This is a genomic window from Roseovarius marisflavi (genome assembly GCF_900142625.1).
GTDB lineage: Bacteria > Pseudomonadota > Alphaproteobacteria > Rhodobacterales > Rhodobacteraceae > Roseovarius > Roseovarius marisflavi.
This window is the reverse complement of record NZ_FRBN01000006.1, coordinates 160,564-182,277: the sequence shown is the minus strand read 5'-3', so window position 1 is coordinate 182,277 and position 21,714 is coordinate 160,564. Positions and strand designations below refer to the sequence as shown.

The window sequence follows — 21,714 nt, the reverse complement described above, 5'->3', positions numbered from 1 at the left end:
CCCCGAGATCATCGAAGGGATTGAATTCAAGGACGGGATCAAGCAACTTAAAACCGCCGCCTGATCACGCCGTCACCAACTTTCGGGCATAGCTCAAAACAGGCTTGCTGAACCTGACTGAGGAGTTGGGCAACGTCAGCAAAGCCTGCCAGGTCATGGGCATGTCTCGCGATACCTTCTATCGCTACAAATCGGCGGTCGAGGATGGCGGCGTTGAAGCCCTGTTCGAGCGCGCACGTCGCAAGCCCAATCTGGCGAACCGGGTGGATCAGGCGACCGAGGAGGCGGTGATCAAATCCGCCACCGACTTCCCAGCCTATGGCCAGGCCCGGACATCCAATGAACTGCGCAAGCTGGGCGTCTTTGTCTCGCCGTCCGGTGTCCGGTCGATCTGGCTGCGGCACGATCTGGCGAACTTCAAGGCCCGCCTCAAGGCACTGGAAGCCAAGGTGGCCGAAGACGGCGGCATTCTGACCGAAGCTCAGGTCCAGGCGCTTGAAAAGAAGAAATACGATGATGAAGTTTGCGGTGAGATCGAGACCGCCCATCCAGGCTATCTGGGATCACAAGACACGTTCTATGTCGGCACCCTCAAGGGCGTCGGGCGGGTCTACCAGCAGACCTACGTCGACACCTGTTGCAAGGTGGCACACGCCAAGCTCTACACCACCAAGACCCCGATCACGGCAGCGGACCTGCTGAACGACAGGGTGCTGCCCTTCCACGAGGAGCACGACCTGCCGGTGCTGCGGATCATGACCGATCGCGGCACGGAATATTGCGGGCGCGTCGACAAACACGACTTCCAGCTCTTCCTGGCAATCAATGACATTGATCACACCAAGACCAAGGTGAAATCACCGCAAACGAACGCCATCTGCGAGCGGTTCCACAAAACGATCCTGCAGGAATTTTACCAGATCGCGTTCCGCAAGAAGCTCTACGACAGCATCGACGCGCTGCAGGCTGATCTGGACAAGTGGCTGTATCACTACAACCATGAGCGCACGCATCAGGGTAAAATGTGTTGCGGCAGAACACCCATCGAAACTATGATCGACGGGAAAGAAATCTGGCGGGAAAAGTTCGTGACCTGAACTTCGCCTGACAGACGCCGCCAGAAAAACGGCCAACTGTCAGATCACATCTGAACCACTACACATAAATACATCGGAGCGCCGCCTCTTGTGATCAGTTTTCACAAGATTGCCGCGTGAAAAATCTCGGCTAGGTGGGCCCAGTGCGGGTTCGCCGCCATTCCCACCCCGCACTTGATCCGCCCCACCGTGCGGCGTCTCCTGCGGTCCCCGCGCGTCAATGGGTCCGGGTCCCCAAACGCAGCCCGGCCGCAATTGACCGAAACCACTCGGATCAAGATGCCAAAGCTTCCGTTTCAGTGATCTTTTCAAACTCAGGCAGAAACTCGGGATGATACATCTCGAGATACCGGGTGATGCGTGCGTTGCTAATGAGCTTCGAGACGTAACCACGTGCCAGAACCAGATCGAGGTGGTCGCGTCCATAGGTGTCCTCAACCAGACGCAGTTCACGCTCCAAATTAGCGGACTCGCGCTCCATCGACTCCAGTTGCTGCCGAGAAACCCCCTTCACAGCTTTAGGTTTCTGAGGGTCTTTCAGCTCGCTGGCCGACGTCGCTGCCAGAAGCGAACGGGCGTAGTTGACGGTGAATTTGTTCATCGTCACCATCAACTCAGCAGCCTCGATCTGGCGCATTGGTTTCATTTTCTTGAGAACTTGAAATCCCGTCAGCGCGACCTGTTTGTCTTTGAGGAGCTCGGCCGCCTCTGCACAAATCCCATCCAGAAGCCGCGTCTTGTCTTGTAGAGATCTGACGTTCACGTTGAGCGCTCGCGCCAGTCGTTTTTCCGGAACACCACGTTCAAGGGCCTTCAGGATCATTTTGTGCTCCTGAATGGTCGCAAGGCGGCTGATCCGCTTGTTATAGGTAAAGGCCTCATCGTCCGTTGAAACCTGACACAGCACATCGACCTCTCCGAGATCCGTCAGGATCGAGAGACGCACATGTCCATCGAGCAGCATGTATTTATCGGGGTCAGACTTGTCAGGAGCGACGACAAGAGGTTCAACCAGACCAACCTCTTTGACCGAGGCAACGACCTGTCGATACTTCACCGTTTCCTTGGTCTCATTCTGAACGGCGTAGAGCGGGAAGATCTTGTCCAGCGACAGCCGAATGAGGTCTTTTTCGAATGCCATATCAATGGTTTTGGTGCGTCCTGATCGAGCCATCAGATGTCTCCCGTCCGAGCGGCCAAACGATCAGAGAGGTTCTGAGGAATGGTCGCCAACCCCTCAGCCCTGAGGAGGGTTATAAAGTTTTCGTCGTTCAAAAGTTTGCGCATAGCCTCGGTGATGAACATCAACTCGTTGCGCGTGCCCGTGGCCTTGCGTAGCAACAACTGCTTCTTTTCGACGTCGTTCTGATAGGTTCGTATCAAACTATCGACCGATAGCGAGCGTCTCTTCGTCCGGTCCGCACTCAGACTTCCTTTGCCGTGTTGCTGACGTGCCTCTACCAAGCGTTTTGCAGCCATCAGCCTACCGCCCCGCAATTGGTTGCTCTCGTATGCCTGACGCAAAACCTCCTGTACTTCCGTATCCTTGGCTTCGGCTATGTCGACAGCCACACTGACGGGCATTTTTCCGCTTTCAACAGCCCGAAGCAGTCTGTGCTCCCCACTCTCAAGGAGCCGAAGGACACCGTGGACATATTTGAGGGACAGGTGGGTTTTCCGGGCGATCTCGGGGCCAGTATATCCACGCTCTTTCAAGCCTTTGATATCGCGCAGAAGATCTAGTGCCCGATGCTGCCGTCGAGCCAAGTTCTCGATGAGACTCATGACCAAGCAGTCTTCGCTACTCGCGCCGATGACAATCGCCGGGATCTTGGTTTGACCGAGCTCCTGGAAGGCCTCCAGGCGCCCCTGACCACAGACCAGATCGTAACGCGGGCCATAACTGCTCTTCCGCGCGGCGACTGTGATAGGGCGCTTCAGGCCAAGTTCGGCTATATTATCTACGATCTCTCTGAATACCTTCCGATTACGTACACGCGGATTTACAACTGTGATGCAATCCATCGGGATCCATTCGGCGGCTTGGGGCTGCGGTTCAAGCATCAGGCCACCTCCGCAACAGGGACGTGAACCGCCATGCCAAACAACGGGTCCAGCGCGTCGAAGCGATAAGCATCGAGCGACAAGCCGTTGTGTTCGGCCAGGCGGATGCGGGGGAGGGTCATGTCGAGGCTTGGGAGCAGGTAGTAGTCAAGCGGTCGACGGTTTGATCGATCCATGCGGACAGCGATAGTGATGTCAGGTTTGAGCGCCATATCAAAGCGGATGTTCCACCTCAGCGAACCGGCATCGGTCTCGCTGCAACGAACGATAACAAGAGAGGCTGTGAATTCCTGATTGATCGTGAGCAAATCTGTTCGGGGATGCCGTTCAACGCTCCCACCAGAAGCTTTGATCCCAGCAACCGTTTCAGAGACGACATCTGGATGGAGCTCCCGCAGGCGCCGATTAATCTCGATGTATCGGTAATCGCGGTCGGGTTTAAAGCCGACTAGCCGATACACCCGTAGAAGACTTCCAAAACGCGAGCGGTAAGCGCTACTTGAGGGCACGGCTTCCGCTTCGTCTATGACGATCCCGGATAGAAAACCGTGGGCTTCGAACACCTCTTTCAAAGCCTCTAGCATTTCATCGTCGGTGAGAGTGTTCGATCGTGCACAGATGATGGCGAAGGCGGCAGCAAACAGGTCCGGGTCGACGATCCCCTCGAAAACACCTTTGGCCCGAATCCAGATGTCTGGATCGTTTTGCACGCGCCGCTTCTTGAGCTTAAAGGAACTTCGGTTCCACACGTTGTTCCCGATGTATTTCTCGTTAATCAGAATTTGGTGGACGGTGCCGCGGGTCCAGGCACGGCCTAGATCTGTGAGGATGCCCCGCGCATTGAGTTTTTCGGCAATCTCAGTCTCGGGTTTCCGATCTTCGACAAAAATGCGGAAGATCTCCTGGACGACGGCAATTTCATGGGCTGGACCCGGGACCAAAGTGACACGGTCAGTCTGAATGCTCTTATGCTCACCACGCTCCAGGATGCCTTTTGTCACCCCATGTTCGTCAATCAGCATGCGCCTCAAACCGAACCCAGGCGGACCACCTTGACGGTAGCCGAGTTCGATCAGGCGGCTTTGGCCCGTGAATACTTTCTGAGACAACTCACGACTGTATTCACCTGCCATGGCGCGCTTGACGCCTTTGACGATCGTCGAGACAGGGCTTCCATCATTCTCGAATTGCTCGGCGCAATAGGTGACGGAGATGCCAGCCCGTTTGCAGATGTACTCGTAATAGGCGCTCTCATCCGCATCCTGAAATCGCCCCCAGCGACTGATGTCGTAGACCAGCACCACCTCGAAATCCGCCCGACCGGACTGAATATCATCAATGAGTTGCTTTAGCCCGTCACGACCCTGGATCCTTAGCCCGCTCTTTCCTTCGTCGGAATAGGTGTGAACGATTTTGATGCCCCGCTGCTTAGCATAGCGCGCAATGGCGTCGGACTGGTTGTCGGTCGAATAACGTTGGTGTTCCGTCGACATGCGCACGTACTGCGCCCCGCGAATATCGCGCTTGGCTTTTGGAGCGTCGGGGCTCTCGTCAAGATCGTCGCGCCAGCTCAAGTGCTAAGCACCTCCATTCGATAAATTCGACATCTGTTGGGAATGGTCGTGATTCCTTTGTGCCAGAGCTTAAACGCCGGAACTCGGAAAAGTGTTTCCGAAGATGGGCAACACTTTTCCAAAACAGGACAACGGCATATGAACAAAGAAGACTACCGACTGGAAATTGCGGCCGCACTGAGACGCGAACTCGGAGGATCACATCAGGCGATAAAAGTGTCCATGAACTGGACGGGCGCGTCAGAGCGAACTGCGAAAAACTGGCTGGCCGGTACGCATGGCCCCGCAGGTGAACACCTGGTCGAACTCATGCGACACTCAGATCAGGTTGCCGAAACTGTCCTGGCACTGTGCGGCCGAAGGGACGTTTGCATTTCTTTGGAGCTGGCATGTCTACGGACCGCTCTTGTTCGAATGCTGACAACGGCGGACGAAATCATGGGGGGAGAAACCTGAACGAAATAACCATTCCCTGAAAGCCTTCGATTTTTCACTGAAAGGTCGCCATATTTTCCCTGTTTGGGGTTTTAGGGAATTTGTCCGCAAGCCGCTGATCTATTTACCTATTTTAGAGTCTCAGACACCTGATACACCCGAAATGGTGCATTTCCCCTGTCAAATTCCCTGTTTTCAGGGAAATTTGGCGAGACTGGCTAGCTGGAAACTGCCCGCACAGCCAACTTCCTTAGATGTGGTGTCTGGCGTGAAGCGCAGCTTGCGCGGCGAGAAACGCGACTTTTGTCGGGTAGGATCGCAACTTTCAGGATCTGCAACGGTTTTCAGACTTGTTGGATGGTTTAGGCCGTTTGTTCGCTGGTTTCGAGATGCCAGGGTCGACCTTTCATTTTGGTGCAGGATAGATTGAAACCCTCGTTCACGGCGACAGAGGGCCAAAGACGGGAATATCGGGCGTTTCCGCCCGTTGAAAACACACTCGCAAATTGGCCATTTGGAAACGGTCGATGGCCATTAATCGGCAGTAGGAATACCCAATGTCGCGACCAGCATTACTTGGCCATTGCAACAACCTAAGTCATTGTTTTTATGGGAACCGCAGCTTGGAGCGGCCACCAACTTAGCCATTCTGCAGGCATAAGACGTCTATTTCTCGCAGGCATAAGGCACCCATTTCTAAAGCGCACGAACCCGAGATTGCCATATTTATACCCTAGCAAACCGGACAAAAAAAGACCGCCCGTGCGGACGGTCTTAGAATTTTTCGTCGAGATGGGCCGGTAAGGTACCTTATGTTAGGTGAAGAGATCCGCCTTCAGATCGCGGATTCGGTAGAAATTCTCGCCAACCTCAGATTCCGACAACTCAGGTCGAACTCTCCGCCGTTTCAGCCGACCGACCACTTCCCCGATCTGAATGCCATGCCGTTCGGCAATCCTCACAGGGTGCGTCAGCCGCGCCTTGAAGTCAGCCACGACCGCCGGGTCGAACCACGGGATACGATGATCCTCATCCGGGCCAATGATCCAATTAACAGCAAGGCCCACTTCATCCGGACACCGGTCCACCAGACACCAGCCGATGTTCCTCGAGATCTTCAAAGAAGCAAACGCTTCCATGGGTGAAAGACCCTCCGTGCAGGATATCCGGTGCTGCTTGACCTCCGCCGGATCCACGCGAAGCGCGCCGACCCCGTCCTGACCAGCCAGGCGGAAGACGCGCTTGAGGAAGCCACCAAGGATCATGTGCACCACGGTAATGCCCGGCACCTTGGCCTTCTCCGCGGCTTTGGAGACCGGCACCAACCCGTCGACCTCAGCACTCAGCTCAACCGCCTTAGCGTGCAGCTTGCCAACCAGCATGGCAATCTCTTCGCGATCCGCAGCCTTCTGAGTCCGGCCCTTGGCGCCCGGCCTCCCGTAGTAGATGGAAGTGAGCAGCCGATCGGCAAACAACTGATCGACCAAGGGGCGGGCACAAAACAACGCGTCGGGCAGCGAGATGACATTCACCATACGATTCAAGCGACTGCCAACCTCGCGTCCCTGTTTCACAGCGATCGGGTAACCTGCACGATCCGGATCCCGCGAGATATCCGGCCAGCCAGGTCTTCGGCCGGTCTGTCAGGGCGGGCCCGCATGACGGGATCGTCTATGACAGCGTCCGCCATGTGGGCGGCGTGAACTGGGTGTCCTACCGGCCGAGCTGGGTTCAGGATGTGCTCCAGGCCCGGCATTTCCGGGTCGTGGTGCCGCGTCCCGGAAAGGTCGTCGTGGACGAGATGCACGCCGGCAACTGATCAACCTCCCACCGCACGAAATCCGTCACGTCGGCCGGTCGGACCACTGGATCACCACATCGGCGTCGTTCGTTGCGAAGTCCTTTGACGGGGCCCCGTTCGAGACGCGCAGCCGGATTCCTCTGCAAAGTCGAGCTGCGGCAAGACGGTTGCGAATCGTTGTGTGGTTCTGATCAATTCACGAGGCGATTAAATGCCCGCTGTACGGTTCACACCGCCGTCTGCGACGATGGTCTGTCCGGTCACATAGCAGGCCGGATGCACCCATGACATTCGAGACCGGAATCGGCGGCGCGGGTGGTGCGAAGCTGTGCTCGCGTACCCTGCGGCGAACCGGACATCTGAAGGTCGCCAAAAAATCTCAACTTTCTGCTTCGCTTTTTTGCAAACCAGCCAATCTTTCTTTTGTCACAGCCACAAGGGCACCGCTGCGGCGGCTGAAGTCGGTCTGAATTCACAGGACCGGCGAAGATGCGAGGAACATCTACAATGCCTAAAGACTACTTCATGCCGTCCCCCTGTGCGAGTTTCGTTGTTGCAAACTGCGCGGCTCTGACATGCGCTGCTGTCTTGCCCGGCGGACCGGACGTCGAGCGGCGCACCAAGCGTCTTGTTGATGACCTTTCATTGGCACCGCCAATGACGCGACGCCTTCGGCGCGAGCTCGACGCGCTCGAAGACCTTCTGTCGTTGCGCCATGTCAACGATCCGGATCGTATCGAAGCAGAGCGGTTTGCGCAGATCGATCCTGAAAACCCGGTTGTCGTGCAGATCTGCCTGCTGCTTGAAAACCTCCGCGCCGCACGCGCAGCCGAGGATTGCCTGATCGGACAGCCGCATCAGCTTCGAAATCCGCGCGGCGCATTTCGTGCATGATTTCGGCGTTGAAGTACTCAACCGGATCAATATCGCGTTCGGTCATGACAACCACTTCATCGGCAAAATCCGGCGTCACCTGCGATGCGACCTGCGCCAATTCGAGCTGGGTTTTGAGTTGAAGACGCCGATACTCAGATTTCACCATGATGGCCCTGCGGCTGCCATCTGCCATCAGCGCCATGAAATCGAAGTGGTGCGTAGCCGTCTTACCGTCAGGCCCGACCCACTCGAAAGGCACCTGGTGTTCCAAGCCCACGACATCGGGCCGGGCGAGCGTTACGAGTGCAACACGAAGTTCGGTGTTGCTCTCGACGTCCATTGTTTCACCTTCGTCAGGCCCGAAGGTGAATTGGCCTGTAAAGTGATTGCGCCGCCCTTTTGCGACTTTGCGATCTGTTTTCCGGCGCACGGGAAATTTCGCGCCGCCTCCTGGTGTAAATTCCATTCCTTGTCTCCATTTGACATAGGGATACCGCTCGCCGGAATTTGCTCCGACGCTGCCCGCAGGCTGCGATACAAATTGTTGGTAGTGTTTTGGGCCGCTCAGTGTTTCAGGCGGCTCCGATTATGCCGCGCACTTCGCAGATCGAGCGGTGCTGGGCGCCAAGATTGATCAGGGTATCAAAGCTTGAGCGTGACTTGTTTCCCACACAGCAAGAAAACTCAAGAAAAACCGCGAAAGGCGTTTTGATCTGCCGCGCGGTGACCCCACTTCTTCGTCAAGGATTCAAACCTTGCGAACACGGTTTCAAAGTCCCGGTCAAAACGCCGGTTTTGGCTAGGAAGCCGGGAATTCGCGGTCACGGGCCCTCATCAGCCCTTTCAGGGTCGATGGACCTCTTATGCTTGCAAAATGGCCATTTCAGCCCCGCCGGTGGCCATTAATTGGTAGTCAGAACAAACAAAGAGCCGCCCCCGGCCCTCACCCGCACTTACTGTGTCCGCAACTGCCGCAGGTCATGCAGCCTTCGACCATATGCATGCCAAATTCACCGCAGGCCGGACAGGCCGGGCCCTTGGGCGCATTGCCAATATTGACCACCTGTGCCTGAGGGTCAGCCTTGAGCCCCATGCCTTCGCCTTCCAGAAAGCCGATCTGCACCATGTGCTGTTCCAGAATGCCGCCGATCGCCGCCAGAATGGAGGGCACATATTTGCCACTCATCCAGGCCCCGCCGCGCGGATCGAACACCGCCTTGAGCTCTTCGACCACAAAGCTCACATCGCCACCGCGCCGGAACACCGCCGAGATCATCCGCGTCAGCGCCACGGTCCAGGCGTAGTGCTCCATGTTCTTGGAGTTGATGAACACCTCGAAGGGGCGGCGGTGACCGTTGAGAACGATATCGTTGACGGTGATATAAATCGCGTGATTGCTGTCGGGCCACTTGAGCTTGTAGGTCGCGCCTTCCAGTTCGGTGGGGCGGTCCAGCGGCTCTGACATGTAAATCACATCGCCGCCCTCGCCGGGCAACCCGCCGGGCACCTGTGCGGCCGTTTCACCGGGGGCGGCATTGCTTGCCTCGCTCACGCTCAGCACGCTACCGGTCACATCATTAGGCCGATAGGTGGTGCAGCCCTTACAGCCCAGATCCCAGGCCTGAAGATAGACGTTCTTGAACGCCTCAAAGCTGATGTCTTCGGGGCAGTTGATGGTCTTGGAAATGCTGCTGTCGACCCATTTCTGCGCCGCGGCCTGCATTTTCACATGGTCTTCCGGCGGCAGGGTCTGAGCGTTGACGAAATAGTCGGGAAGCTCGGCATCGCCGAACTTGTCGCGCCACATGCGAACCGCGTAATCGACCACTTCTTCCTCGGTGCGCGAGCCGTCTTTCTGCAACACCTTGCGGGTGTAGGAATAGGCAAAGACCGGCTCGATCCCCGAGCTTACATTGCCGGCGTAAAGGCTGATCGTTCCGGTCGGCGCGATGCTTGTCAAAAGCGCGTTGCGGATGCCGTGTTTGGCCACCGCATCGCGCACATCGCCGTCCATCGCCTTCATCGTGCCGCTGGCAAGATAGGCGTCGCGCTCAAACAGCGGAAAGGCGCCCTTTTCTTTTGCGAGATCGACCGAGGCCAGATAGGCCGCGCGCGCAATCGCGTGCAGCCAGTCCTCGGTCTGCTGCACCGCCTCATCCGATCCGTAGCGCAACCCGACCATCAGCAAGGCATCGGCAAGGCCGGTGACGCCAAGACCGATCCGCCGCTTGGCGCGCGCCTCGGCGGCCTGCGCCTCCAGCGGGAATTTGCTGGCATCGACCACATTGTCCATCATCCGCACGGCGGTGGCGACCAGCCGCGACAGCGCCTCCTGATCAAGCGCGGCAGCCCCTTCAAACGGATCGCTCACCAGCTTTGCAAGGTTGATCGAGCCCAACAGACAGGCCCCATAGGGCGGCAGGGGCTGCTCGCCACAGGGGTTGGTGGCGGCAATCGTCTCGCAATAGGAAAGGTTGTTGGCGGCATTGATCCGATCGATGAAAATCACCCCCGGCTCGGCATAATCATAGGTCGCCTGCATGATCCGGTTCCACAGATCGCGGGCGTTGACCGTATGATAGACCCGGCCATCAAACACCAGATCCCAAGGGCCATCCTCGCGTACCGCATCCATGAACGGATCGGTGATCAGCACCGACAGGTTGAACATCCGCAACCGTGCCGGATCGGATTTGGCGGCGATGAAGGCCTCGATGTCGGGGTGATCACAGCGCATCGTCGCCATCATCGCGCCGCGGCGGCTTCCGGCGCTCATGATGGTGCGGCACATCGCATCCCACACATCCATAAAGCTGAGCGGGCCACTGGCATCCGCAGAAACGCCAAGCACCTCGGCACCCTTGGGGCGGATCGTGCTGAAATCATAACCGATGCCGCCGCCCTGCTGCATGGTAAGCGCCGCCTCGCGCAGGTTGTCAAAAATCCCGCCCATGTCATCGGGCACCGTGCCCATGACGAAACAGTTGAACATAGTCACCTTGCGCCCGGTCCCCGCCCCGGCGGTGATCCGCCCGGCGGGCAGAAATTTGAAATCTTCCAGCGCCTCGTAAAACCGATCTTCCCAGATGGCAGGATCGCTCTCGACCTCGGCCAGAGCGCGCGCGATGCGCCGCCAGGTATCTTCGACCGTCAGATCATGTGCCGCGCCATCCGCCGTCTTGAAACGGTATTTCATATTCCAGATCTGTTCGGCGATCGGGGCGGCGAAACGTGTCATGCGGGCGATTCCTATTGGCTTGGAGGAGGTATACCATAGCCCGCCCCCCATATGATTTCCATACGCATCTGCGCCCTCTCTTGCAGTTGCCCGCAGGGACGCTACGATATATGGCGCAGTTCGGGGGAATGCGCATGACATTGCATCTGGTCAAACTCAGCGTTGGCACCAAGTCGGTCGAGGATCTGCTTGACTGGCAGGCAAACCCGCGTGCCCAAGGCACCGACGGCAAGCCGCGCCATGTCACCCGGATGTGGCCCAAACGCGAGGCGGAGCTGTTGCAGGGCGGCTCGATCTACTGGGTCATTCAGGGGCTTATTCAGTGCCGCCAGAAAATTCTGCGCCTTGACGAGGTGATCGGCAGCGACGGAATCCGGCGCTGTGCCATTGTTCTTGCCCCCGAAATCATCCGCACCGCCACCACTCAGAAACGCCCGTTTCAGGGCTGGCGTTACCTGCCCGGCCCCGATGCCCCGCCTGACATAAGCGCCGCGCGCAGCAACGATGATGCCCTGCCACCAGAGCTTTCGGCCGCCCTGGCCGATATCGGCGTGCTCTGAGGCACGCGGCCCGGCCCGCTGACATGGCAGGATCCGGACACGACGCCCTCACTGTTTCTTGAGTCCGCGCGACGGCAACGTTCATTGCCTTGGCACCACCTGCAATTGATATTTATCCCATGGTCATCGCCCCAGTCGGGGTGCCCGCCATAACGCACGAAACGATGAGACCCCCGTAACAGGAAGAGTCACGAAAGGATAAACCGATGCGAACGCCGATTTCCCTTATCTCAGCCGGGCTCATGACGCTCGCCGCCCCTGCTCTGGCCGAAACCAGCCCTGCCGCGCCCGAGACGCCTTTTGCAAAACCAACCCTGATCCAGTTCGCGCCCCCCAGCGTGTCGGGCACCCCCGCAGCCGTCTCAAGCCAAAGCCGCGCGGGTCTTGGCGGCACGGTCAACTGGACCGGTTTTTATGGCGGCGTGCAGGCGGGCATCGGCTTTGTCGACACCAACCGCTCTGGCACTGATGAGGACATCATGGGCGGCTTCACCCTCGGGTATGACCACGATTTCGGCCAGTGGGTGCTTGGTGGTGCGCTCGATTACGACTTTGCCGATATTGACGCGGGGCCCAACAACGCGATTGAGGAAATCTTTCGCGTCAAGGCGCGCGGCGGATACAAGATCGACCGGGGCCTGCTCTACGGGACTGGCGGCTATGCGATTGCCAATACCGATACCGCAGGCAGCGACGACGGTTGGTTCATCGGTGGCGGCTATGAGTACATGATCAGCGATCAGTTTTCGCTCGGCACCGAGGTCCTCTATCACGAGTTCGACAGCTTCAACAATTCCGGCACGGATATTGAGGCCACGACCCTTCAGGTTCGCGCCACCTACCGCTTTTAACCTCGGTTCGGCGTTGAAAAGGCGGGCGTGTCCTCCAGCATGCCCGCCTGCTTTCCCGACAAGGGAACCGCCCTGAATTTCAGCCGCGGGTTGCAATTTCAGCACAGTTATCTGCGGAAAACCGCCAGTTATCGCCTGATTTAAGCATTTATTGGCCACTCACGCGGTAGTGACCTAAGATAGCATCCAAGGCCCTTGTCCGATGCACCCAAACACCCGATATCCTCGCTGTACGGTATCGCCGTGCCCCGGGCATATCTCCTCCCCGAATGAAACGCCCGCTGCAAACAACACATCTGTAAAGGAGCATTCCATGTTCAAGACAACCACAGTGCTGGCCACAATGACCGCCCTTATGGCCGCCCCCGCCTTTGCCGGCTCTCTGGCCCAGCCCGAGCCCGAGCCCAATATCGCGCCGGTCGCGGTCCCTGCTCCCGCAAGCCCGAACTGGACCGGTTTCTTTGCCGGTGCCGAGATCGGCTATGGCAATTTCGACCTCACCCCCGGCCCCAGCGATGATGGTGTCATCGGCGGTGCGATCCTTGGCTATGACTATGATATCGGCAACGGCTTCGTTGTCGGTGGCGGCCTGGATTATGACTTTGCCGACAACAACAACGTTGACGAAGTCTTCCGCGCGAAACTGCGTGGCGGTTACAAGATCGGCAATGGTCTGGCCTATGCAACCGGTGGCTATACAATGGCCAATACGGCCACCGCGGGCACCGATGACGGCTATGTCGTCGGTGGCGGTTACGAGCACATGATCGCCCCGAACATGTCGATTGGTGGTGAAGTACTCTATCACGACTATGGCAGCTTCAACAATTCCGGCGTTGATCTTGACGGGACAACTGCGCAAGTCCGCGCCAGCTTCCGCTTCTGATCTGATCAACCCTCCGGAAAAAACGACAACGGGCGGCCCAAGGGTCGCCCGTTTTTCGGTGTCAAAGCCTCTGGAGCCGGATCAATCGAGGCCAAGCTTTGCCTTGAGCGCCTCAAGTGTGCGGCGATCCTCGGCCTCCATCGGGGCCACGCGCGATTTGAACAGCGTTGCCTGTGACTTGAGCATCAAGCCGTCATCCAGAATCTTGAGGTGGTTCGCGCGAAGCGTGTCGCCACTCGAGGTGATATCGGCAATCGCCTCGGCGGTTTCGTTCTTGACGGTGCCCTCGGTCGCGCCCTGACTATCCATCAACTGATAATCGGCAACGCCATTGTCGCGCAGGAAATCGCGCACAAGCCGGTGATACTTGGTGGCAATCCGCATCCGGAACCCATGCTTGAGCCGGAACGCCGCCGCCGCCGCATCAAGATCGTCAAGCGTGCTGACATCCACCCAACAGGCCGGCACCGCCAGCACAAGATCGGCCTGCCCAAAGCCAAGCTCGGCAAGCTCCTTGACGCGGTTTTCCCATGCGCCAAGCTTTTCGCGCACAAGATCGGTACCGGTCACCCCAAGATGAATGCGCCCGGCCGCAAGCTCTCGCGGGATTTCGCCCGCCGAGAGCAGCACAAGCTCGACATTGTCGATGCCCTGAACATAGCCCGCATATTCGCGGTCCGAGCCGGAACGACCCAAGGTGATGCCGCCCCTGGCGAACCACTCAAAGGTCTTTTCCATCAGCCGCCCCTTGGACGGCACCCCAAGTTTAAGGCTCATTGACCATCCTCCAGACCAAGCACCAGACCGGGGCGGATCACCCCGCCCACCGCCGGTATCTCGCGGCCACGCCCCAACTGCCGGGTCAGCGCATCATAGCGCCCGCCACTGGCCACAAGCGGCAGGTCGGGGCGGCCCTCGGCGGAAAAGCCAAACACGAAGCCGTCGTAATATTCCATCTGCGTGCGGCCATAGCTGGCCTCGAAGTCAAGCGTTTTCACGTCGATCCCGCGGGCCTCCATCGCGTCAAGCCGGGCGGCAAGCCGATCAACCGCCGGCAGGATCGCGGGCATGTCGACCGCGATATCGCGCAGCCGCTCAAGCGCGTTGTCGCTGGTTTCGCGCACCGCCAGAATGGCATCGATCAGGCCCACTTCGACGCCCGACAGGGGCTGGGTTGCCTCGTCTTCGCGCAGCGCCCTGATCCGCGCGGCAATTTCATCCGGTCCGCGCAACCCGATCATCGCGCCTGCATTGGCCATCGGATCGCCCGCCGCCAAAAGCGCCTTGCGGGCCTCGGGCACCGGCGCGCGCCCGCTATAGCGATCAATCAGCGCGCGAAACCGCCGGGGCCGCCAGATATGACGGCGAAGCGCCGCCTTGCGCCGCTCGGTGGTCCGCAGCCCGTCAACCGCCGCCATCAGGATACCGATATCGCCGGTCGCAGCGCGCAAACCAAGCGGGCGCAGAATGTCGTAGAACAGCGCGAAGACCTCGGCATCCGAGGCCTCGGGCGCGGCCCGCTCGAATATCTCAAATCCCACTTGGGTATATTCATTGCTGCGCGATGCGTCGTCTTCCTGGCGGCGAAACACCGCGCCGGAATAGGTATAGCGCGCGGGCTCTGCGCCGTGCTCCATATGCATCTGAACCACCGGCACGGTGAAATCCGGGCGCAACATCTGCTCGCCCCGAAGCGCATCCGAAGTCACATAGGCGCGCGCGCGGATGTCTTCGCCGTAAAGGTCAAGCAGCACTTCGGCGGGTTGCAAAACCGAGGTTTCAACCGGCAAGGCACCCGCCGCCTCGAACAGGCGGCGCAGGCGCTCGGCCTCGGCGCGGATCGCGGCACGGTTTGGCATCACCCCTGCCCGCCCAGAATTTCGCGCACCTTTTCAACAAGCTGCGCGCGCGGCACCTCGAACTGGCTTGGCCGCTCTTTCCATTCTTCCAGCGTGGCGTTTTCCGCGATCTGCGCGCCAAGGATCAGATCCTTGATCTGCACCACGCCCCTGACCTTTTCATCGCCGCCCTCGATCACCGCAACCGGGCTGTTGCGCTTGTCGGCATATTTCAACTGGTTGCCGAAATTCTTCGGGTTGCCAAGATAGACCTCGGCGCGAATGCCCGCCGCGCGCAATTCGCCGACCATGGCCTGATAATCGGCCATCCGCTCGCGATCCATCACGGTCACGACCACCGGCCCGGTATCATGCGACTGCATCCGCCCCTTGGCGTGCAGCGCCGCCAACAGGCGGTCAACGCCGATGCTGACCCCCGTCGCCGGCACTTCCTGACCGGTGAAACGCTTGACCAGATCGTCATAGCGCCCGCCACCCGCAACACTGCCGAACTGGCGCTTGCGGCCCTTTTCGTCGAGAATTTCAAAGGTCAGTTCGGCCTCGAACACCGGCCCGGTGTAATAGCCAAGCCCGCGCACGACCGAAGGGTCGATCACGATGCGGTCGGGGCCGTAGCCTTGAGCTAAGAGCAAGTCTGAAATCTCCCTCAACTCCGTTACACCAGTCATTCCAACTTCGGAACGTCCAGCAACCACTGACCAAAGATTGTCGAGAGTGTTCTCGTTAGAGTCGGATCGTGATTTGAGGAAATCAACTACGGCTGAAATTTGATCTTCAGCGAGTCCTACTCCTTCGATAAACGCGCCTGACTCGTCCAGCCGACCCTTACCGAGCAATTGTCGCACACCTTCAGCACCAACTTTGTCGTACTTGTCCATTGTCCGGAGCACGGCCGCTTCGATGTCAAAACCGCGCAGTTCCGAATTGGTTTCGCCTTCAGCCCAACTTGGCTGGACATTGGCCTCCATAATCTGAAGCACACCGTTCAAAACCTTCCGGTTATTCACCCGCACCACATAGTCGCCACGCGGGATGCCGACCTCTTCAAGGCAATCGGCCAGCATGGCGCAAATCTCGGCGTCGGCGGCGACGCTTGGCGCGCCAACCGTATCGGCATCGCATTGATAAAACTGGCGAAACCGCCCCGGTCCCGGCTTTTCATTGCGCCAGACCGGCCCCATCGCATAGCGCCGATAGGGCGTTGGCAAATCGTTGCGGTGTTGCGCGTAAACCCGCGCCAGCGGCGCCGTCAGATCATAGCGCAGCGCAAGCCAGTCGCCATTGCCGGTCTCATCCGCTTCCTGCCAGGCAAAGACGCCCTCATTGGGGCGGTCCACATCGGGCAGAAACTTGCCAAGCGCCTCGACCGTTTCCACCGCGCTGCTTTCAAGCGCGTCAAACCCATAGCGATGATAGACCCCGGCAATCTGGCGCAGCATGGCGGCACGCTGGCTTACTTCTGCGCCGAAATAATCACGAAAGCCTTTGGGCGTTTCGGCCTTGGGGCGGGGCTGTTTCTTGGGCTTGGCCATGGCTCTGGTCCTTGCGGGTTCTGTCGTGGCGCGGTCTAGCCCAAGGGCCGCGCGGGGGCAAGCGGGGCGTAGAGAGTTGACCGGACGCGCGCGCGCCGATAGAGCGGGGGAATGACAGACCTTGAAGAAAAAATCGCGCATCTGACGCGCGCCGTTGATGACCTGTCGGACGTTGTCGCCCGCCAGGACCGCGAGATCGCGACCCTTGCCGCCCGGCTTCAGATCATGATCGAACGCGAGGCGGCCCGCACCCCCGACAGCGATGGTGGCATCTATCTCGGCGACGAACGCCCGCCGCATTACTGATGCGCTAGCCGCCCTTATGGCTAAGCGCGATCATCTTGCGGTCATGCAAAAGCATCTCGGACCACTCAGTATTGCCGCCGAAATTCTTGTAGATGGTGATAAACACGGTGTTGCGCTCAAGCCGTGACAGCGACGCGCCGCACGGTGTCTTGCGCCCGACGCGGCAGACCTTTGATTTGATGGTTTCATAGGCCTTGTCGGTGTCGCTATAGGGCTGCACCTTGGCGGGCAGACCATAACGCAACTGTTCATGCAGGCCGACCGAACCGAACATCACAAGTGACGCGGTGAATTGCTGTGCACAGCCATCGTCAAAGCCGGTGATGTAAAAGCTATGCGGGCCGGCATCGCGCGGATCGCTGTCATAAAGCGCGTAGACCGGGCGTTTTTCGGGGTATTGCTGCACCCGCTTGCCCATGTCGCGCGGCGCAAGGCCACAAATCCGCGCCGCCTGCCCATAGGGCAGAACCGTACCGGGGGCGATCTCGCTGTCCGAGGTGGATGCTGCCGCAGTGGGGGTCGCGGGGCGCAGGAAACTCAGGAAACCGCCTCCTTTGGGCGTTTCCGGCTTCAAGGTCTCTGCGAGGGCAATCCGTGTGTCGGGCTTTGGCTGTCGCTCGGGCGCGACCGCTTGCTCGGGGATCGGCGCGGCATCATGCATCGCCTCATCGCCTTCAAGGGATGCAAACTGCGCCTCTCTGTCCGGGGCAGGCGCGGCCTCTGTCACCTCGGCTGCGGCGCTCGCCGTGTCGTCTTCGTCGCCCCGCAACAGCCGCGCAAGAAAGCCGCCGCCGGTGCCCACATCTGGCCTTTGGACAAGGCCGACCTGAGGCGGATCATCAGCAAGGTCTTCGCCGCTTAACCGGGGGATTTGATCGAGCGGATCACTACAGGCCACCGCCAGAAGGCAAAATGCCAGATATACCGCCTGCCGCATAAGCCGCGTTCCCCCGTCAACCCTACACCGCGTCTTAACCGATTGCGCGCGCGCCGGTCCAGCACCCAGACGCGCCCACCCCACAATCGGCCCTTTATGGCCGGGCCGGAATCGCCGCGACCTCAGATTTCCTCGACCGTGACAACGCCGCTCAGGCTCTTGATCGCGCCCTTGATTTGCGGGGTGACCGGGTATTCCTGACCGCTATCCACCTCGACCTCTCCGGGCAATCCCTGTCCCATCAGGCAGAAATGGATCGGGCCGCGCCCGCCGGCCTTGACGGTGCGCGCGGAGCTATCAAGCACCGAGGCGACCGAGGCGATCACCCCCGGCTGATCAATGAAAATCCGCAACCCGACGGCGCCCGCATCGGCGACCATCCCGTCAATCGGCTGAACGCTGCGGCACAAAAGCTTGAGTTGGTCGGATTCCAGCGTCGCCTCGGCGGTGATCACCACCTGCGCGCCAGTTTCCAGAAATTCGCGCGATTTTTCAAGCGCTTCTGAAAACAGCGTCACCTCGTAGCCGCCGGTGGTATCCGACAGCTGCGCAAAGGCAAAGCGGTTGCCGCGCGCCGATTTGCGTTCCTGCCGCCCGGCCACGACACCCGCCATCTTGGCAAGAAACGGCCCGCCTTGGGCGCGCGCCATCACCTCGTCGAGGGTTTTGACATCCTTGCGCTTGAGCACGGTCATATAGTCGTCAAGCGGGTGCCCCGAGAGGTAAAAGCCGACCGCCTTGAACTCTTCGGTCAAGCGCTCTGCGGGCAGCCAATCTTCAAGCGGGCTCATCCTTGGTTCGGGCAGATCATCACCCGCCTCGCCAAACAGCGACACCTGATTGGAGTTTTTCTGATCATGGATCGCGGCGGAGTAATTCATCAAGCCCTCAAGGCTATCGAACACCCGGCGGCGGTTGCGATCAAGCGCATCAAACGCCCCCGCCCGCGCCAGCATTTCAAGCGGGCGCTTGCCGATCCGCTTGAGATCAACCCGGCGGGCAAAATCGTACAGCGTGGCAAAGGGTTTGTCCTCGCGCCCCTGCACGATCAATTTCATCGCCTCGACGCCGACATTCTTGAGCCCGCCCAGCGCATAATGCAACGCGCCCTCGCGCACCACAAAGGTCGCCTCGGAGCGGTTGACACAGGGCGGCACCCAGTCAAGCCGCAGGCCCTTTTTGACCTCTTCAAAATAGACCGCCAACTTGTCAGTCAGATGAATATCGCAATTCATCACCCCGGCCATGAATTCGACCGGGTGATTGGCCTTGAGCCAGGCAGTCTGATAGCTGACCACGGCATAGGCGGCGGCGTGTGATTTGTTGAAACCGTAGTTGGCGAATTTCTCCAGAAGGTCGAAAACCTCGCTCGCCTTCTTTTTCTCGACCCCATTTTCACCGGCGCCCTTTTCGAATTTGGGCCGTTCGGCATCCATCGCCTCTTTGATCTTCTTACCCATCGCGCGACGCAACAGGTCGGCGCCGCCAAGGCTATAGCCGGCCATGACCTGGGCGATCTGCATCACCTGTTCCTGGTAAACGATGATGCCTTGGGTTTCTTCAAGGATGCTGTCGATCAGAGGGTGAACCGATTCAATCTCGCGCAGCCCGTTCTTGACCTCGCAATAGGTCGGGATATTTTCCATCGGGCCGGGACGATAGAGCGCCACAAGCGCCACGATATCCTCGATGCAGGTGGGTTTCATCCGCTTGAGGGCATCCATCATCCCCGAGCTTTCAACCTGGAACACCGCAACCGTCTTGGCCCGCGCATAAAGATCATAGGTCTTTTCGTCGTCGAGCGGGATTTGCCCGATATCGTTTTCCGCGCCCTCGATGGGTTCGTAAAGCGTGCTGCCATCGGCGGCGACATGAAGATCGCGCCCGCCCGAGTGTATCTGCTGAATCGCGTTCTGAATGACGGTCAGGGTTTTCAGGCCCAGAAAGTCGAACTTGACGAGGCCGGCCTGTTCCACCCATTTCATGTTGAACTGCGTCGCGGGCATATCGGATCGCGGATCGCGGTAAAGCGGCACCAGCGCATCCAACGGCCGGTCGCCGATCACCACACCCGCCGCATGGGTCGAGGCATTGCGCAACAGCCCCTCGACCTGCATGCCGTATTTCAACAGGCGGTCGACGACCTCTTCGTTCTTGGCCTCGTCGCGAAGCCGCTCTTCCTGCGCCAGCGCCTGTTCGATGCTGACGGGTTTTACGCCTTCTACCGGGATCATCTTGGAAATCCGGTCCACCTGGCCATAGGGCATCTGCAACACCCGCCCGATATCGCGCACCGCCGCCTTGGACAAAAGCGCCCCAAAGGTGATGATTTGCCCCACCTTGTCGCGCCCGTATTTCGCCTGCACGTATTGGATCACCTCTTCGCGGCGATCCATGCAGAAATCGATGTCAAAGTCGGGCATCGACACCCGCTCGGGGTTCAAAAACCGCTCGAACAGAAGGCTATAGCGCAGCGGATCAAGATCGGTGATCGTCAGGGCATAGGCCACAAGGCTGCCTGCGCCCGAGCCACGCCCCGGCCCCACCGGAATGTCGTTATCCTTGGCCCATTTGATGAAATCGGCAACGATCAGGAAATACCCCGGAAAGCCCATACCCTCGATAATGCCAAGCTCGAATTCGAGCCGCGCCTCATAATCCTCTACCGGCGCCGCATGCGGGATCACCGCAAGGCGCGCCTCAAGCCCGGCAATCGCCTGACGGCGCAGCTCTGCCACCTCGTTATCGGCGAACTTCGGCAGGATCGGATCGCGCCGATAGGTGCCAAAGGCACAGCGTTTGGCAATCTCGATGGTATTTTCCAACGCCTCGGGCAGATCGGCGAACAGCGTCACCATTTCCTGCGGCGTTTTGAAATAATGCTGCGGCGTCAGGCGGCGGCGCGGCTGGCTCTGATCCACATAGGCCCCGTCGGCCACGCAAAGCATCGCATCATGCGCCTCGTACATCTCGGATTTGGGGAAATAGACATCATTGGTCGCCACAAGCGGGATATCCATGGCATAGGCCATTTCAATCAACCCGCGCTCTGATAACCGCTCGGCCTCGGGCGCGCCGCCCTCACCGGGATGGCGTTGCAATTCCACATAAAGCCGGTCGCCATAGATTTCCTTGAACTGGCGCATCAGGGCCTCGGCCGCCGGGCGCTGCGCACCGCGCAAAAGCCGCCCCACCGGCCCATCCGGCCCGCCGGTCAGGCAAATCACCCCTTCGCCGTGCTCGCCAAGATCACTGACCGTCACATGCGGCAATTCCCCGTCGCCGCGCAGGTAAAGGCAGGAATTGAGCTTCATCAGGTTCTCATAGCCGCGCTCATTCTGCGCCAGCAAGACCACCGGTGCGGGGGGCTTGGCCCGCTCACCCGGCGCCGCCGTGATATAGGCCAGATCGACCTGACAGCCCATGATCGGCTGAATGCCCGCCCCGCTGGCGGTCACCGAAAATTCCAGTGCCGCAAACATGTTGTTGGTGTCGGTCACCGCAACGGCGGGCATGCCCGCATCGGCGCAAAGACCGGCAAGTTTCTTGAGCCGCACAGCGCCTTCCAACAAGGAATACTCGGTGTGAACGCGCAGATGAATGAATCGGGGATCAGATGTCATACTCGTGACACTAGCCTTGGCGCGCGGTAAACAAAAGACTTGCCAAAGCCCATTTTCGCCGCTTTCATGACCTTA

Annotated in this window: 19 protein-coding genes; 8 read left to right on the top strand and 11 right to left on the bottom strand. The window is 59.1% G+C overall.

Features of this window, described 5'->3' with window-relative positions:
- The first annotated feature begins 104 nt into the window (after positions 1–104).
- Positions 105–1,097 (top strand): IS481 family transposase, encoded by a 993-nt coding sequence (locus tag BUB78_RS08160; protein WP_073196921.1) that lies wholly within the window; start codon positions 105–107, stop codon positions 1,095–1,097.
- Positions 1,098–1,371: 274 nt separating this feature from the next.
- Here the strand turns inward: BUB78_RS08160 and BUB78_RS08155 are convergent, their stop codons facing one another.
- From BUB78_RS08155 to BUB78_RS08145, 3 genes are read right to left on the bottom strand one after another with little or no spacing between them, the layout of a single operon-like run.
- Positions 1,372–2,271, bottom strand: a complete 900-nt coding sequence (locus BUB78_RS08155; RefSeq protein WP_073196919.1) for a plasmid partitioning protein RepB C-terminal domain-containing protein — start codon at positions 2,269–2,271, stop codon at positions 1,372–1,374.
- Positions 2,271–3,161 (bottom strand): plasmid partitioning protein RepB C-terminal domain-containing protein, encoded by an 891-nt coding sequence (locus BUB78_RS08150; protein WP_073196917.1) that lies wholly within the window; start codon positions 3,159–3,161, stop codon positions 2,271–2,273. The genes BUB78_RS08155 and BUB78_RS08150 overlap by 1 nt, the downstream gene beginning before the upstream one ends.
- Complete coding sequence (locus tag BUB78_RS08145; RefSeq protein WP_073196946.1) at positions 3,161–4,654, bottom strand: recombinase family protein; 1,494 nt, start codon at positions 4,652–4,654, stop codon at positions 3,161–3,163. Before BUB78_RS08145 ends, BUB78_RS08150 begins: the two co-directional genes overlap by 1 nt.
- A gap of 219 nt (positions 4,655–4,873) precedes the next feature.
- Here BUB78_RS08145 and BUB78_RS08140 point away from each other — a divergent pair, with 219 nt between their 5' ends.
- Entirely contained in the window at positions 4,874–5,191 is a 318-nt protein-coding gene (locus BUB78_RS08140) for a hypothetical protein (protein WP_139279287.1), read from the top strand.
- A gap of 794 nt (positions 5,192–5,985) precedes the next feature.
- Here BUB78_RS08140 and BUB78_RS08135 read toward each other — a convergent pair.
- The gene (locus tag BUB78_RS08135) at positions 5,986–6,705 is read right to left on the bottom strand and encodes a hypothetical protein (RefSeq protein ID WP_220083993.1); all 720 of its coding nucleotides are present in this window, start codon (positions 6,703–6,705) and stop codon (positions 5,986–5,988) included.
- Positions 6,706–6,758: 53 nt separating this feature from the next.
- On the opposite strand from BUB78_RS08135, the gene BUB78_RS21545 reads away from it, so the two are divergent.
- Together BUB78_RS21545 and BUB78_RS20295 are read left to right on the top strand one after the other, a co-directional pair.
- Positions 6,759–6,989, top strand: coding sequence for an RES family NAD+ phosphorylase (locus tag BUB78_RS21545; RefSeq protein WP_084732804.1), 231 nt, complete (start codon positions 6,759–6,761; stop codon positions 6,987–6,989).
- 266 nt (positions 6,990–7,255) lie between these two features.
- The gene (locus BUB78_RS20295; protein ID WP_139279285.1) at positions 7,256–7,441 is read left to right on the top strand and encodes a hypothetical protein; all 186 of its coding nucleotides are present in this window, start codon (positions 7,256–7,258) and stop codon (positions 7,439–7,441) included.
- Positions 7,442–7,689: 248 nt separating this feature from the next.
- Here BUB78_RS20295 and BUB78_RS20290 read toward each other — a convergent pair whose 3' ends face one another.
- Together BUB78_RS20290 and BUB78_RS08115 are read right to left on the bottom strand one after the other, a co-directional pair.
- Positions 7,690–8,313: a hypothetical protein gene (locus BUB78_RS20290; protein ID WP_139279284.1), complete on the bottom strand. Its 624-nt coding sequence runs from the start codon at positions 8,311–8,313 to the stop codon at positions 7,690–7,692.
- Between the two features lie 477 nt (positions 8,314–8,790).
- Complete coding sequence (locus BUB78_RS08115; RefSeq protein WP_073196911.1) at positions 8,791–11,085, bottom strand: adenosylcobalamin-dependent ribonucleoside-diphosphate reductase; 2,295 nt, start codon at positions 11,083–11,085, stop codon at positions 8,791–8,793.
- Between the two features lie 134 nt (positions 11,086–11,219).
- Here BUB78_RS08115 and BUB78_RS08110 point away from each other — a divergent pair, with 134 nt between their 5' ends.
- The 3 genes from BUB78_RS08110 to BUB78_RS08100 all read left to right on the top strand — a co-directional run bounded on the left by BUB78_RS08110 (position 11,220) and on the right by BUB78_RS08100 (position 13,382).
- Positions 11,220–11,645 carry a DUF1489 family protein gene (locus BUB78_RS08110; protein WP_073196944.1) on the top strand — a complete coding sequence of 142 codons (426 nt, stop codon included), beginning with the start codon at positions 11,220–11,222 and terminating at the stop codon, positions 11,643–11,645.
- A 206-nt stretch (positions 11,646–11,851) separates the two neighbouring features.
- Positions 11,852–12,496, top strand: a complete 645-nt coding sequence (locus BUB78_RS08105) for an outer membrane protein (RefSeq protein WP_073196909.1) — start codon at positions 11,852–11,854, stop codon at positions 12,494–12,496.
- Between the two features lie 313 nt (positions 12,497–12,809).
- Complete coding sequence (locus tag BUB78_RS08100; RefSeq protein WP_073196906.1) at positions 12,810–13,382, top strand: outer membrane protein; 573 nt, start codon at positions 12,810–12,812, stop codon at positions 13,380–13,382.
- Between the two features lie 81 nt (positions 13,383–13,463).
- Here BUB78_RS08100 and hisG read toward each other — a convergent pair whose 3' ends face one another.
- The 3 genes from hisG to hisS are packed head-to-tail and all read right to left on the bottom strand — an operon-like array spanning position 13,464 to position 16,773.
- Entirely contained in the window at positions 13,464–14,159 is a 696-nt protein-coding gene (gene hisG / locus BUB78_RS08095; protein WP_073196904.1) for an ATP phosphoribosyltransferase, read from the bottom strand.
- Positions 14,156–15,241, bottom strand: coding sequence for an ATP phosphoribosyltransferase regulatory subunit (locus BUB78_RS08090; protein WP_073196902.1), 1,086 nt, complete (start codon positions 15,239–15,241; stop codon positions 14,156–14,158). The genes hisG and BUB78_RS08090 overlap by 4 nt, the downstream gene beginning before the upstream one ends.
- Positions 15,241–16,773 carry a histidine--tRNA ligase gene (gene hisS, locus BUB78_RS08085; protein WP_073196900.1) on the bottom strand — a complete coding sequence of 511 codons (1,533 nt, stop codon included), beginning with the start codon at positions 16,771–16,773 and terminating at the stop codon, positions 15,241–15,243. The genes BUB78_RS08090 and hisS overlap by 1 nt, the downstream gene beginning before the upstream one ends.
- A 111-nt stretch (positions 16,774–16,884) precedes the next feature.
- On the opposite strand from hisS, the gene BUB78_RS08080 reads away from it, so the two are divergent.
- Positions 16,885–17,079, top strand: a complete 195-nt coding sequence (locus BUB78_RS08080; RefSeq protein ID WP_073196898.1) for a SlyX family protein — start codon at positions 16,885–16,887, stop codon at positions 17,077–17,079.
- A 4-nt stretch (positions 17,080–17,083) separates the two neighbouring features.
- Here BUB78_RS08080 and BUB78_RS08075 read toward each other — a convergent pair whose 3' ends face one another.
- Positions 17,084–18,016 (bottom strand): hypothetical protein, encoded by a 933-nt coding sequence (locus BUB78_RS08075; protein ID WP_073196896.1) that lies wholly within the window; start codon positions 18,014–18,016, stop codon positions 17,084–17,086.
- A gap of 122 nt (positions 18,017–18,138) precedes the next feature.
- The gene (dnaE, locus tag BUB78_RS08070; protein ID WP_073196894.1) at positions 18,139–21,639 is read right to left on the bottom strand and encodes a DNA polymerase III subunit alpha; all 3,501 of its coding nucleotides are present in this window, start codon (positions 21,637–21,639) and stop codon (positions 18,139–18,141) included.
- Between the last annotated feature and the right edge of the window lie 75 nt (positions 21,640–21,714).

Bases quoted from the DNA above. Each gene is read 5' to 3' on its own strand.
- BUB78_RS08155 (WP_073196919.1), bottom strand. From the start codon at position 2,271: ATGGCTCGATCAGGACGCACCAAAACCATTGATATGGCATTCGAAAAA.
- BUB78_RS08150 (WP_073196917.1), bottom strand. From the start codon at position 3,161: ATGCTTGAACCGCAGCCCCAAGCCGCCGAATGGATCCCGATGGATTGC.
- BUB78_RS08145 (WP_073196946.1), bottom strand. From the start codon at position 4,654: ATGTCGACGGAACACCAACGTTATTCGACCGACAACCAGTCCGACGCC.
- BUB78_RS08140 (WP_139279287.1), top strand. From the start codon at position 4,874: ATGAACAAAGAAGACTACCGACTGGAAATTGCGGCCGCACTGAGACGC.
- BUB78_RS08135 (WP_220083993.1), bottom strand. From the start codon at position 6,705: ATGGTGAATGTCATCTCGCTGCCCGACGCGTTGTTTTGTGCCCGCCCC.
- BUB78_RS20295 (WP_139279285.1), top strand. From the start codon at position 7,256: ATGACATTCGAGACCGGAATCGGCGGCGCGGGTGGTGCGAAGCTGTGC.
- BUB78_RS20290 (WP_139279284.1), bottom strand. From the start codon at position 8,313: ATGGAATTTACACCAGGAGGCGGCGCGAAATTTCCCGTGCGCCGGAAA.
- BUB78_RS08115 (WP_073196911.1), bottom strand. From the start codon at position 11,085: ATGACACGTTTCGCCGCCCCGATCGCCGAACAGATCTGGAATATGAAA.
- BUB78_RS08110 (WP_073196944.1), top strand. From the start codon at position 11,220: ATGACATTGCATCTGGTCAAACTCAGCGTTGGCACCAAGTCGGTCGAG.
- BUB78_RS08105 (WP_073196909.1), top strand. From the start codon at position 11,852: ATGCGAACGCCGATTTCCCTTATCTCAGCCGGGCTCATGACGCTCGCC.
- BUB78_RS08100 (WP_073196906.1), top strand. From the start codon at position 12,810: ATGTTCAAGACAACCACAGTGCTGGCCACAATGACCGCCCTTATGGCC.
- hisG (WP_073196904.1), bottom strand. From the start codon at position 14,159: ATGAGCCTTAAACTTGGGGTGCCGTCCAAGGGGCGGCTGATGGAAAAG.
- BUB78_RS08090 (WP_073196902.1), bottom strand. From the start codon at position 15,241: ATGCCAAACCGTGCCGCGATCCGCGCCGAGGCCGAGCGCCTGCGCCGC.
- hisS (WP_073196900.1), bottom strand. From the start codon at position 16,773: ATGGCCAAGCCCAAGAAACAGCCCCGCCCCAAGGCCGAAACGCCCAAA.
- BUB78_RS08080 (WP_073196898.1), top strand. From the start codon at position 16,885: ATGACAGACCTTGAAGAAAAAATCGCGCATCTGACGCGCGCCGTTGAT.
- BUB78_RS08075 (WP_073196896.1), bottom strand. From the start codon at position 18,016: ATGCGGCAGGCGGTATATCTGGCATTTTGCCTTCTGGCGGTGGCCTGT.
- dnaE (WP_073196894.1), bottom strand. From the start codon at position 21,639: ATGACATCTGATCCCCGATTCATTCATCTGCGCGTTCACACCGAGTAT.